Source organism: Bradyrhizobium sp. SZCCT0231 (assembly GCF_018130245.1).
Taxonomy (GTDB): Bacteria; Pseudomonadota; Alphaproteobacteria; order Rhizobiales; family Xanthobacteraceae; genus Bradyrhizobium; species Bradyrhizobium japonicum_F.
The window spans coordinates 1-12893 of record NZ_JAFCKP010000009.1; the positions used below are offsets into that span (position 1 = coordinate 1).

The 12893-nt window shown below is 65.3% G+C and carries 11 protein-coding genes; 5 read left to right on the forward strand and 6 right to left on the reverse strand.

Going from position 1 to position 12893, the window contains the following annotated elements; genetic code table 11:
• Positions 1–479: 479 nt before the first annotated feature.
• The 4 genes from JQ566_RS20895 to uraD all read left to right on the forward strand — a co-directional run bounded on the left by JQ566_RS20895 (position 480) and on the right by uraD (position 2990).
• Positions 480–680 (forward strand): hypothetical protein, encoded by a 201-nt coding sequence (locus tag JQ566_RS20895; protein ID WP_434057829.1) that lies wholly within the window; start codon positions 480–482, stop codon positions 678–680.
• A 68-nt stretch (positions 681–748) separates the two neighbouring features.
• Positions 749–1162 (forward strand): DUF3830 family protein, encoded by a 414-nt coding sequence (locus tag JQ566_RS20900; protein ID WP_025037689.1) that lies wholly within the window; start codon positions 749–751, stop codon positions 1160–1162.
• A complete protein-coding gene (gene puuE / locus JQ566_RS20905; protein ID WP_212375078.1) occupies positions 1163–2098 on the forward strand; it encodes an allantoinase PuuE in 936 nt (311 codons plus the stop codon).
• Positions 2099–2102: 4 nt separating this feature from the next.
• Entirely contained in the window at positions 2103–2990 is an 888-nt protein-coding gene (uraD, locus tag JQ566_RS20910; RefSeq protein WP_212375441.1) for a 2-oxo-4-hydroxy-4-carboxy-5-ureidoimidazoline decarboxylase, read from the forward strand.
• Here the strand turns inward: uraD and JQ566_RS20915 are convergent.
• Both JQ566_RS20915 and JQ566_RS20920 read right to left on the reverse strand, forming a co-directional pair.
• Positions 2987–5713, reverse strand: a complete 2727-nt coding sequence (locus JQ566_RS20915) for a molybdopterin-dependent oxidoreductase (protein WP_212375080.1) — start codon at positions 5711–5713, stop codon at positions 2987–2989. The two genes, uraD and JQ566_RS20915, sit on opposite strands and share 4 nt — an antisense overlap.
• On the reverse strand, positions 5710–6537 hold the full coding sequence (locus JQ566_RS20920) for an FAD binding domain-containing protein (RefSeq protein WP_212375082.1): 828 nt from the start codon (positions 6535–6537) through the stop codon (positions 5710–5712). Before JQ566_RS20920 ends, JQ566_RS20915 begins: the two co-directional genes overlap by 4 nt.
• Positions 6538–6683: 146 nt before the next feature.
• On the opposite strand from JQ566_RS20920, the gene JQ566_RS20925 reads away from it, so the two are divergent.
• A complete protein-coding gene (locus JQ566_RS20925) occupies positions 6684–8033 on the forward strand; it encodes an 8-oxoguanine deaminase (protein ID WP_212375084.1) in 1350 nt (449 codons plus the stop codon).
• 109 nt (positions 8034–8142) lie between these two features.
• Here the strand turns inward: JQ566_RS20925 and JQ566_RS20930 are convergent, their stop codons facing one another.
• The 4 genes from JQ566_RS20930 to JQ566_RS20945 form a co-directional block, all read right to left on the reverse strand.
• Positions 8143–9219: a BMP family ABC transporter substrate-binding protein gene (locus tag JQ566_RS20930; protein ID WP_212375443.1), complete on the reverse strand. Its 1077-nt coding sequence runs from the start codon at positions 9217–9219 to the stop codon at positions 8143–8145.
• 75 nt (positions 9220–9294) lie between these two features.
• The gene (locus tag JQ566_RS20935; protein WP_212375086.1) at positions 9295–10212 is read right to left on the reverse strand and encodes an ABC transporter permease; all 918 of its coding nucleotides are present in this window, start codon (positions 10210–10212) and stop codon (positions 9295–9297) included.
• Entirely contained in the window at positions 10199–11290 is a 1092-nt protein-coding gene (locus tag JQ566_RS20940) for an ABC transporter permease (protein WP_212375088.1), read from the reverse strand. The genes JQ566_RS20935 and JQ566_RS20940 overlap by 14 nt, the downstream gene beginning before the upstream one ends.
• Positions 11274–12845, reverse strand: coding sequence for an ABC transporter ATP-binding protein (locus JQ566_RS20945; RefSeq protein WP_212375090.1), 1572 nt, complete (start codon positions 12843–12845; stop codon positions 11274–11276). Before JQ566_RS20945 ends, JQ566_RS20940 begins: the two co-directional genes overlap by 17 nt.
• Positions 12846–12893: the final 48 nt, after the last annotated feature.

Genomic DNA, 12893 nt, shown 5'->3' on the forward strand with positions numbered 1-12893 from the left:
GCGCTTGGGCGGCACCTGCGCGAGCCTCCCCGAAAACGTCGGTATCAATCCATGCCTGCGCTACCTTAACGCCTATGCGGCCTTCCCTGCGCCCTCTTGATTTAGAGGGTGGCGAGATCAAGCAAAGCTCGGGCGAAATGCGCCGCGAGGATGCGAAGGCGTGTCTGCGTGTTGAAGTGCATGTTGGGGAGCTGCAGTGCCGCCCCTTGCTCCGTCATTGCTTCGCTGCGCTCGCAATGACGAGGAAGAGAGTGCATGCGCTATATTCCATTCCGCTCTCGTGTCCCGGCTCTGCGCCGTAACGCTCGCGCGCTGCAGCTTGTCCGGGACACGAGAGAGCTGCATTGTCGCCCGCAATGACGGCCCGCCAGACGACGCCCAGCGTTGGCCAAATATTCGGCAATTCCGCCCGCGGCGCCGATGGACTTGCCCGCCGCAATCCGGTTCAATGGGGCCGGTTGAGTTTCCAGGCGACAATGATGTCGAGATATCTGCTGGTCCTGGTGCTGCTGGCTTCTCCGGTCGCCGCGCAAGTGAGGATGACGCCGAAGACCAATGCGGCGTATCCCGATCCCTGTGCCCCGATCGGGCGGACCGCGGATGGCACGCTGGTCTACTCCATGAAATGCGAGACCCTGCCGGCGCCATCCTCGCCGGCGCAAGCGGAACCACTTGCGTGAAGCTGTCGGGAATGCTCTTTGCTTGAAAGTTCCCCGTGGGGCCACCGGCCCCGATCCAGAGAGATGAGATGAGCAAACTCGTTATCCGCGCCGGCGATTTCACCTTCGATGCCCGCTTCGAGGAGCAAGCGGCGCCCAAGACCGTCGCCGCGTTCCGCAAGGCGCTGCCGTTCGAAAGCCATATCATCCATGTGCGCTGGAGCGGCGAGGCGGTCTGGATGCCGCTCGGCGATCTCGATTTCGGCGTGGGCTACGAGAACCATACCAGCTATCCCGCGCCCGGCCAGATCATCCTGTACCCGGGCGGCATCAGCGAAACCGAGATCCTGTTGGCCTATGGCGGCGTGCACTTTGCGAGCAAGATGGGCCAGCTCGCCGGCAACCATTTCATCACGCTGACGTCGGGCCTGGAGAATCTGGCGACGCTGGGCAAGAGCGTGCTGTGGAAGGGCGCCCTGCCGATCCGCTTCGAGGAAGTCTGAGTGACTGAGCCCCGCTACCCGCGCGATCTCCGCGGTTACGGCCGCAATCCGCCGCATCCGCAGTGGCCCGGCAACGCGCGGGTCGCGGTGCAGTTCGTCGTCAATTTCGAGGAGGGCGGCGAGAACAACATCCTGCACGGCGACCGCGCCTCGGAGGCGTTTCTGTCCGACGTGCTCGGCGCGCAGCCCTGGCCGGGCCAGCGCCATGCCAACATCGAATCCATGTTCGAATATGGCTCGCGCGCCGGCTTCTGGCGGCTGTGGCGGATGTTCAATGAGCGGAAGTGGCCGACCACGGTGTTCGGCGTCGCCACTGCGCTCAAGCGCAATCCCGAGATCGTCGCAGCGATGAAGGAGTCAGGCTGGGACATCGCCAGCCACAGCCTGAAATGGATCGAGCACAAGGACATGACCGAGGCGCAGGAGCGCGCCGAGATCGCGGAGTCCATTCGCGTCCACCTTGAGGCGACCGGCTCGCGGCCGCTGGGCTGGTACACCGGACGCTCCTCGATCAATACCAACCGGCTGTTGATGGAGGAGGGCGGCTTCCTCTATCTCTGCGACTCCTATGCCGATGATCTGCCCTATTGGGTCAGGGGCGCGAACGGCAAGCAGCTCATCATTCCCTATACGTTGGATGCCAACGACATGCGCTTCATCAACCCGCAGGGGTTTGCCGAAGGCGAGCAGTTCTTCACCTATCTGAAGGACGCCTTCGACGTGCTCTACGCCGAAGGCGAGACTGCGCCGAAGATGATGTCGGTGGGCCTGCACTGCCGCCTCGCCGGCCGGCCCGGCCGTGCGGCGGGCCTGATCCGCTTCCTCGACTATGTCGGCAAGCATGAGCGCGTCTGGGTGCCGACGCGGTTGCAGATCGCACAGCATTGGCACGACAAGCACGCCGATCTTGCCGCCGACGCATTCGAGATCGGGTGAGATGATGTCGCAGATCTCGCTCGCCGATCTCAACGCTGCAAGCACGGCTGACTTCGTTGCGGCGCTCGCCAATGTCGTCGAATACTCGCCGTGGATCGCCGAGCAGCTTGCGGCAAGGCGGCCGTTCGCCGGCATCAACCAGTTGCACGCCGCGCTGATGGCGGCGATCCAGGGTGCGGAGCCTGACATGCAGCTGGCGCTGATCCGGGCGCATCCCGATCTCGCCAACAAGACCCAGCTCGCCGCCGGCCTCACGGCGGAATCGACCGACGAGCAGAACAGCGCCGGGCTCGACCGGCTGTCGGAGGCCGAATATGCGGCGTTCGAGCGCGCCAACAATGCGTACCGCGACAAGTTCGGCTTCCCCTATATCGTCTGCGTGCGCCGTCACACCAAGGATTCCGTGCTGCGCGACTTCGAGGCGCGACTGCTCAATATCGCCAAGACCGAGACGCGGCGTGCGATCGAGGAGATCGGCCGCATCTCCGCGCTGCGGCTCGATCAGCTCGTCTCTGCCGACGACAAGCTGAAGGTGCACGGCCGGCTCTCGACGCATGTGCTGGACAACCACATTGGCAAGCCCGCGCCGGGCATCCCGGTGGAGCTCGTCGAGCTCTCCGCGCTCGGCGAAAACCGCATCATCGCGCGGACCGTCACCAATGCGGATGGTCGCACGGACCAGCCGTTGATCGGCGGCCGTCCATTGCCAATCGGCCGCTACGAGCTCCGCTTCAGCGTCGCCAAATATTATGCCGAGCGCAACGTGCCGCTGTCCGAGCCGCCGTTCCTCGACGAGATCCCGTTGCGCTTCGCCATCAGCGAGCCGGAAAATCACTACCACGTGCCGCTGCTGGTCACGCCCTGGAGCTATTCGACCTATCGCGGCAGCTAGCGGCCGAACTTCTCGTGCAGCGCCGGAAACAGCCGGTCCGGCTTGAACGGCGGCGCGGTGAAGCGAATGCCGGTGGCATCCGCAATCGCATTGCCGAGCGCCGCGGCGACCGGATTGTACGGGCTCTCGCTCATCGACTTGGCACCCAGCGGCCCGATCGTGTCGGACGTCTCGGCGAAGAACACCTCCGTGCGCGGAACGTCGGCGAAGGAGGGCAGGTGGTAGTCGCGGAATTTCGGGTTGACGACGCGGCCGTTCGCGTCGATCACCATCTCCTCGTAGAGCGCAGCACCAAGCGCCTGCGCCACGCCGCCTTCGACCTGACCGCGGCACTGCATGGGATTGGCGACGACGCCCGCGTCCGCGGCGTGCACGCTCTTGAGAATCCGGAGCTCGCCGGTGCCCTTGTTCACCGCGACGCGAAAGCCCTGCACGTTGAACCCGACCGAGCGCGGCGTGCCGCCGGAATTGCCGCTGCCTGTGAACGGCTGGCCGCGCTCGCGCGCGAGCTTCGCCAGCTCCTTAAAGGGCATGCGCCGTACGCCGCTGACGACGGCGTCCGCATCGAGCACGCAGATGTCCACGTCGCATAGCCACGCGCCGGCGGCGGCCGCCCTCAGCTCGGTCGCAAGCTGCACGGCTGCCGCATGCGTCGCCTTGCCCGCGACGAAGGTGCCGGCGCTGCCATAGGCGCCGGTGTCGTGGCCGCCATGGGCGGTGTCGGACTGTCGCAGGCGGATTCTCTCGACCGTGGTCGCCAGCGTGGTCGCGGCGATCTGGAGGTGCACGGTGCTGGTGCCGTTGCCGAACTCGGCGGTGCCGACGGTGAGGTCGAAGCCGCCATCGTCGTTGAGCGCGATCGTCGCGTCGGCGATGTGGCCTGCCGGTGGCACCGTGTCGATCATGGTCAGCGCAATGCCGTCACCGATCAGCCATTCCGGCGACAGCTCCGGCTGCGGGCCATCGGCCTGCATCGCGCGCTCGACGAGGCCGAGGCACTGGTCGAGCCCATAGGAGCCGTAGAGCACGTCGTGATAGTCGGACGGCGGCGGCGACAGCATAGGATCGCCGGGCTTGATGATATTGCGCCGGCGCATCTCGTAGGGACTGATGCCGAGCTGCCTGGCCAGCTCGTCGATCGCCGCTTCCACCGCGATCAGCGCCTGCGGCAGGCCATAGCCGCGAAACGCGCCCGCCGGCACCGTGTTGGTGTAGACGGCGGCGCCGTCGACCCGCTTGTTCGGGCAATTATACACGCTGATGGACTCGGCCAGAGCGTGGAACATCACGGGGCCGGCATGATTGCCGTAGGCGCCGGTGTTGGAGAGCACGTCGAGCTGGAGCGCAGTGAGCTTGCCGTCGGCATCGGCGCCCGCCTTGATGTGGACCCGCATCGGATGCCGCGTCGAGGTCGCGATGAACTGCTCCTCGCGGGTGAGCTCCAGCTTGACCGGCCGCCCGGTCCTGAGCGCAGCGAGCGCCAGAAGGTCCTCGACGAACATCTCCTGCTTGCCGCCAAAGCCGCCGCCGACGCGTTCGCAGAACACGCGGACCTTGTCCATCGGAAGCTGGAAGATGTCCGACAGCGCGCGCCGGGTCAGGAACGGCACCTGCGTCGAGGTGCGGACGTTAAGAATGCCCGCATCGTCGAGCCAGGCGAGCCCGCCGTGAGTCTCCAGCGCGGCATGCTGCACGCGGTGACTGTGGAAAGTGGCCTCGTAGGTAGCGGCGGAGGTAGCGAGCGCCGCCGCGACGTCGCCGAATTCGCCATGCGTTTCCGCGACCAGGTTGCGCTGGGCGTCCGCGACGCGGTTCGCGGTGGTGCGGTCAGGATGAATGACGGGCGCGCCCGGCGCCATCGCCTGCTCGGGATCGATCAATGCCGGCAGAATCTCGTAACTGACCTTCAGCCTGCGGCACGCCTCCTCGGCGGCAGTCTCGCTCTCGGCGACGACGGCGGCGACCTTCTGCCCGATGAAACGGACAATGTCATCGAGGATACGGGTGTCCTCAGGATCCATCCAGTCCCTCTCGTGCCGCGCAGTCGAGATCAGGACAGGCGGCGCATCCTCATGCGTCAGCACAGCGTGCACGCCGGGAACGCGAAGAGCGTCCGACCTGTCGATCGCGACGATCCTGGCGTGCGCATGAGGCGAGCGCAGCAGCTTGATATGCAGCAGGCCTTCGATTGCGGTGTCGAAGGTGTAGCGTGCCTTGCCGCGCACGACATCGGGGCCTGCGGGGGCCGCAAGGCTGCGGCCGAAGGCGGCGCCGGCCTCGACGCTCGCCTCGACATTGGTCGTGCCGAGGATCGCATCCTCGATCGAACGATAACCGGTGCAGCGGCAGATATTGCCCTTCAACGCGGTGCCGAGATCGGTGCGCTGCGCCTGGTTCAGCGAGGCGCAGGTCAGGATCATGCCGGCGGTGCAGAAGCCGCATTGAAAGGCCTGCGCATCGATGAAGGCTCGCTGCATCGGATGCGCGCCATGGTCGCTGCCAAGACCTTCGATCGTGGTCACGGTGCGGCCCTCGGCCCGGAACGCCGGGATCAGGCAACTGTGCACCGGCTCGCCATCCAGCAGTACGGTGCAGGCCCCGCAATCACCGGCATCGCAGCCCTTTTTCACGCCGAAATGGCCGAGCTCGCGCAGGAACGTGCGCAGGCACTGACCGGCCCGCGGCTCTTGCGCAAAAATCGTTCCGTTGACCTCGAAGCTCATGGCTGCGTTGCTCCCAGGAGTTCGCCGCGAATTTCCTCGGCGAGCCGCAGCGTCATATGCTTGCGCCAGAGTGGGGCGCCATGGATGTCAGCGTGGTACAGATCATCGGTGATCCCTTGCATGAGCGCGGTGCGCAGCGTGCTCGCGTCCGGAGCCTTGCGAAAGCGTAGCTGGATCGGCCGCACGGTCGACGCGGTGACTGTGAGGGTCAGCGTGTCATCGGCTTCGAGACTGCCGATCAGCAGCGCCGCCGAGCGGCCGACCGGCGCCAGCGAGATCTGGCGAAATGCTGTGCGGCGCTTCAGTGCGGCGGTTGGGATATCGATCTGCCGGAGCAGGTCGCCTGGCGTCAGCCGATTGCGCTGGTTGCCAGTGACGAATTCGGCGACGGGAAGCTTCTGTTCACCGCCGCTGGCCTTCCAGATGGTGCAGACGCCGTCGAGCGCTGATGTGAGCGAGATCATCGGTCCCGCCGGCAGCGACATGCAGAGATTGCCGCCGACGGTCGCGGTCTTCCAGATCTTGAACGAAGCAAGAAAGGCCCGGCAGCACTGGTTGATCAGCGGCGCCGCGAGCCAATCGGACGGACAGGTGAGTCCGTCGAGCTCCGCGATGGTGCAGGTGGCGGCGATCGAGAGGTGGCTCTCGGTGAGCGTCAGCGCCGGCCATTTCAGATCGGTGAGATCGATCAGTCGTGTCAGATGCGCTTGCGGCTCCGAGAATAGCCAAGTGCCGCCTGCGAGCCAAGCATCGCCTGCCGTCCAAACGGGCAGCTGCGCGCGCGTTTGCGGATGGGCGACGGCTGTGATGGTATTCAAGTCCATGGCTGCGCCAACGCTTCCGCCAGGTGAATCGTCCGAGAGAAGTGTTGCAAGACGGGAGCCAAGTGGCAACAACAAGTCGGAGCAGGGACGCAGTCGTCCTCCGCCTTGCAGGCCTGCCGTCAGCTTGTGTGAGGGGAGGCAGGATCATGAGTGACACAAGTTCGACCTGGATCAGGGATCCCCTGGCCATCCTCGCCGACGGTGCCGAGCGCGGCATCGTGGTGAAGGGCGGCCGAATCGTCGAGCTCGTGCCGGCCGGCGGTGTGCCCGCAACCGCTGATGTCGCGGTGTTCGACGCGGGCGAGCACGTCGTGCTGCCGGGTCTGATCAATACGCATCATCATTTCTACCAGACGCTGACGCGGGCGCTGCCGGCCGCGATGGACCGCGAGCTGTTCCCCTGGCTTCAGGCGCTCTATCCGGTGTGGGCGAGGCTGACGCCGGAAGCGCTCGAGCTCGGCGTCACCGCGGCGATGTCCGAGCTGCTGCTCTCCGGCTGCACCACCACGACGGATCACCACTATGTCTTCCCAGCCGGACTCGAAGACGCCGTCGATATCGAGGTGGCGGTGGCGAAGCGCCTCGGGTTAAGGGTGTTGCTCACGCGCGGCTCGATGAACCTGTCGCAGCGCGATGGCGGCCTGCCCCCTGATAGCGTGGTGCAGGACGAGGACACCATCCTGGCCGACAGCGCACGCGTGGTCGCAAAACATCACCAGCGCGGCGCGGACGCGATGGTGCAGATCGCGCTGGCACCCTGCTCACCCTTCTCGGTGACGACGTCGCTGATGCGCGCGACGGCCGATCTCGCCGACAAGCTCGACGTGCGCCTGCACACCCATCTCGCCGAGACCGAGGACGAGAACAGATTCTGCGAGCAGATGTATGGCTGCCGCCCGCTCGATTATCTCGAGCAATGCGGCTGGCTTAACGCGCGGACCTGGCTCGCCCACGGTATTTTTTTCAACGACGACGAGATCAAGCGCCTCGCCAAGGCGAAGACGACCATCAGCCATTGCGCGTGCAGCAACCAGCTGCTCGCGTCCGGCTGTTGCCCGGTGTGCGATATGGAAGAGGCCGGCGTCGGAATCGGCATCGGTGTCGACGGCTCGGCCTCCAACGACGGGTCAAATCTGATGCAGGAGGTGCGGGCCGCGTTCCTGCTGCAACGCGCGCGCTATGGCGTGACGAAGGTCAGCCACAAGGATGCGCTGCGCTGGGCCACCAAGGGCTCGGCGGCGTGCGTCGGCCGCCCGGAACTCGGCGAGATCGCCGTCGGCAAGGCGGCGGACCTCGCGCTGTTCAGGCTCGATGAGCTGCGCTTCTCCGGTCATGGCGATCCGCTGGCTGCGCTGGTGCTGTGCGGGGCGCATCGCGCCGACCGGGTGATGGTGGCCGGAAAATGGGCGGTGATCGACGGTGCGATCCCGGGCCTCGATGTGGCAGACCTCATCCGCCGCCACAGTTCCGCGGCGCGGGCCATGCAGGAGCGATAGTCGGGGCGGAATAGAAAGAGGGGGCAGCCACAAGTGCCGGGTGCTTCTGGCCACCCCCTCCGAACCTCCTCCGGGAGGAGCAGGTGATTTGGGCGATGCAAGAAGCGTGCTACTTGCCCGGCAGCTTGTCGTCGATGCCTTTCACGTAGAAATTCATGCCGAGGATCTGGCCGTCGTCGAGGCGATCGCCGCCCTTGCACTCGACCGGCTTGCCGTCCTGCCCAACGATCGGGCATTTGAACGGATGCAGCTTGCCCGCGGTGATTGCGGCCTGGGCATCCTCGGCCATCTTTTTCGCATCGTCAGGCATGTTGGTGTAGGGCGCCATCGCAAACATGTGGCTGTCGAGGCCGCCCCAGGTGTCCTCCGACTTCCAGGTGCCGGCGAGCTCGGCCTTGACGCGCTCGATGTAGTAGGGCCCCCAGGTGTCGAGGATCGAGGTCAGCTGGGTCTTGGGTCCGAACTTGATCATCTCGGAATCCTGGCCGAAGGCCAGCTTGCCGCGTTCGCTGGCGATCTGCATGGCGGCTGGCGAGTCCGTATGCTGCATGATGACGTCGGCGCCCTGGTCGATCAGCGCCTTGGCGGCGTCGGCCTCCTTGCCCGGGTCGAACCAGGTGTTGGCCCAGATGATCTTGACCTTGATGTTCGGGTTGATGGTCTGCGCCGCCAGCATCGTGGCGTTGATGCCGGAGACGACCTCCGGAATCGGGAACGAGCCGATATATCCGAGCACGCCCGACTTCGACATCTTGGCCGCGATCAGGCCTTGAATGTAGCGGCCCTGATACCATTTCGCCGAATAGGTCGACATGTTCGGGTTGCGCTTGTAACCCGTGGCGTGCTCGAAATGCACGTTCGGATATTTCTTGGCGACCTTCAGGGTTGAATCCATGTAGCCGAAGGACGTGGTGAAGATCAGCTTGTTGCCGGCGCGGACGAGCTGCTCGATCGAGCGCTCGGCGTCGGGACCTTCGGGCACGTTCTCGAGATAAGTGGTCTCGATCTTGTCGCCCAGTTCCTTCACCAGTGCCTGACGACCGAGGTCGTGCTGATAGGTCCAGCCGAGGTCACCGATCGGACCCACATAGATGAAGCCGACCTTCAGCTTGTCGGCGGCGGAGGTTGCACTGACGTTTCCGGCAAGAAAAAGCCCGGCAGCCAGCGCAAGAAGCGATTTCCTCATCATCGATCTCCAACATCAGGGGAAAACCACGATCTACAACGCGCGCGCCCCATCGCGCACGCCGTGGAGTGAGGTTCAGCGGTCGGGCACGAACACCGTGCCGAGCGCGGCCGGTGCGGTCGAGCCGCCCGTGCGCGCGCGGGAGAGCAGGACCAGTACGATGACGGTCGCGAGGTAAGGCAGCGCCGACATGAATTGCGAGGGAATGCCGACGCCCCAGCCCTGCGCATGCAATTGCAGGATCGTCACTGCACCGAAGAGATAGGCGCCGACTACGAGCCGGCCCGGTTGCCAGGACGAGAACACCACAAGCGCCAGCGCGATCCAGCCGCGGCCCGCGGTCATGCCCGGAATGAAAAACGGCGTATAGGCGAGCGGCAGATAGGCCCCCGCAAGACCCGCGCAGGCGCCGCCGAACATCACCGCGAAGGTGCGGATGCGCAGCACGGGATAGCCGAGTGCATGCGCGGAGACGTGATTGTCGCCGCAGGCGCGCAGGATCAATCCCGCCCGCGTGCGGTACAGGAACCACCACACGCCTGCGATCAGCGCGACCGAGAAATAGACGAAGCCGTCCTCGCCGAACAGCACGCGGCCGATCAGCGGAATGTCGGCCAGGACGGGAATATAGAGGTGCACGGCCGGCGTGATGCGCTCGCCGACGAAGCCGGCGCCGATCAGGCCGGAGAGCCCGATGCCGAAGATGGTCAGCGCGAGGCCTGTTGCAACCTGGTTGACCGCAAGCCCGAGAGCCATCAATGCAAAGATCAGTGACATCAGCGTACCCGCGATGATGCCGAACAGCGCGCCGATGAAGATCGATCCGGTCAGCCACGCGCCCGCAAAACCGCAGGCCGCGCCGACGATCATCATGCCCTCGACGCCGAGATTGAGGACGCCGGAACGCTCGGCCACGAGCTCGCCGGTCGCCGCAATCAGCAGCGGCGTCGACGCGGCGAGCACCGCGAGGATGATGGCCTCAACCAGCTCCACGGGTCACCTGTCGGTTCGGGAAGACCAGCTTGAAACGGTACAGGATCAGGGAATCGCAGGCGAGCACGTAGAACAGCAGAATGCCCTGAAACACCTTGGTGACGTCCAACGGAATCTTCATCGCGATCTGAGCCTGCTCGCCGCCGATAAAGGTCAATGCGAGGAAAAGGCCTGCAATGAGTATTCCAAGCGGGTTCAGGCGGCCGAGGAAAGCAACGATGATCGCGGTAAATCCGTAACCAGGCGAGATGCCGGGCTGGAGATGCCCGACCGGGCCTGCAACCTCGATGATTCCGGCGAGGCCCGCCAGTGCGCCTGATACCGCGAAGGTCAGAATGATCAGCTGATCGGCGTTGAAGCCGCCGAACCGCGCCGCACGGGGCGCAGCTCCAACCACGCGGATCTCAAAACCCTTGATGGTGCGCCCGAGCAGGATGACGGCCGCTGCGACGACGAGCAAGGCGATGATCGAGCCGAGATGCAGCCGGCCGCCTTCGATCAGCAGCGGCACCGTCGCCACTGGATCGAACTCGGCCGTGGTCGGGAAGTTGAAGCCGTGCGGATCGCGCCAGGGACCGCGCACGAGATAGTCGAGGAAGAGATCGGCGACATAGACCAGCATCAGGCTGGTCAGGATCTCGCTGGCGCCGAACTTGACCTTGCAGATCGCCGGGATCAGCGCATAGAGCGCGCCCGCTGAGGCGGCGAGGATGAGCATGGCCGGCAGCACCCAGGCGCCGGCGTCGGTGCCTTGCGTCTTCACCGCAATCCAGCTTCCGGCCACGGCGCCAATCAGGAATTGCCCCTCGGCGCCGATGTTCCAGGCATTGGCGAGATAGCAGAGCGACAGCCCGATCGCGATCATCACCAGCGGCGTCGCCTTCACCGCGATCTCCTGCAGCGAATAGCCGTCGGTCAAAGGCGCAATGAAATAGGCATGCAGGGCGAGCAGCGGATTCTTGCCCAGTATTGCGAACAGGATGACCATGGTCACGATCGTGAGGCCAATCGCGATCAGTGGGGACACCAGTGCGATCGTGCCAGAGCGCTCGGCGCGCTTCTCAAGCACCAGCTGCATGCGCGACCTCCTTCGGCTCCAGGCTGCTGCCGCCCATGAGAAGGCCGAGCTTTTCGCGACTTGCTTCGCTCGCTGCGAGCGGAGCCGACAGCTTGCCGTGGAACATCACGGCGATGCGGTCGGCGATCTCGGCGAGTTCGTCGAGGTCCTGGCTGGTGACGAGGACGGCGGCGCCTGCGGTTGCGAGGTCAAGTAACGCCTGACGGATGACGGCGGCGGCGCCGGCATCGACGCCCCAGGTGGGCTGGCTCACCACCAGCACCGCCGGATTGCGCAGGATCTCGCGTCCCACGATGAATTTCTGCAGATTGCCGCCGGAGAGGGAGGCTGCTTCCGGATCGCGTTTGGCCTTGCGGACGTCGAACGTCTCCGTCGCGCGGTCGACGGTCTTCAGCGTGGCCGCAGTATCGATGAAGCCGCGACGGACCATGCCGCTGGCGGCGTGCCCGGTGAGCAGGGCGTTCTCCGACAGCTTCATGCGCGGTGCGGTGCCGTGGCCGAGCCGCTCCTCGGGAACGAAGGCCGCGCCCAGCTTGCGCCGCTGGGTGATCGACAGATGGCCAGCGGCGATGCCTTCGATCACCACCGTTCCGGGGTCCTTCGAGAGGCGCTCGCCCGACAGCGCGGCGAACAATTCGTCCTGGCCGTTGCCGGCGACGCCGGCGATGCCGAGGATCTCGCCGCCCTTCAGCTCGAATGAGATATGCTCGAGCCGCACGCCATGCGCTTCGGCGGGGGCGAGCGAGAGATCGTTGACGACGAGCCGAGGCAGGGTGGTCTTGCGACCTGATGCGGCCTTCACTTCCTTGACCTCTCCGCCGACCATCATCCGCGCGAGCGAGGCGGCGGTTTCGAGCCGAGGGTTGCAGGTCTCGACCTTCCTGCCGCCGCGCAGGATCGTCGCGGTGTCGCAGAGCCGCTTCACCTCCTCCAGCTTGTGGCTGATATAGAGGATGGCACGGCCTTCGGCCTTGAGCCGCTCCAGCACGATGAAGAGCTGGTCGGCTTCCTGCGGGGTCAGCACCGCGGTGGGCTCGTCCAGGATCAGGAATTTCGGATCCTGCATCAAGGCGCGGACGATCTCGATGCGCTGGCGCTCGCCAACGGAGAGTTGCCAGACCTCGCGCTTGGGATCGAGCGGCAGACCGTAAGTCTTCGATACCTGCTCCAGCCGGGCCGACATGTCCTTGAAGGACTCCTTTCCGTCGAGGCCGAGCGCGACGTTCTCGGCAACCGTGAGATTGTCGAACAGCGAGAAATGCTGGAACACCATGCCGATGCCGCGGCTGCGTGCTTCCGAGGGACCGGACAGCACGATTCGTTGGCCCTGCCAGCGGATCTCGCCGGCGCTGGGCTGGATCAGCCCGTAGATGGCCTTGACCAGCGTCGACTTGCCGGCGCCGTTCTCGCCGAGCAGGGCGTGGATTTCCCTTGGCCAGATGTCGATGTCGATGGAATCGTTGGCAAGGAAATCACCATAGCGCTTGGTGAGGCCGATCGTCCTCAGGAGCGGGGACTCGCCGGAATTCTGGCCGTTGGGCGTCGGATCTAACATTCGCTGATGCGCTTGCATGGGGGAAGTGCCTCGATAGTGGGCCAGTTT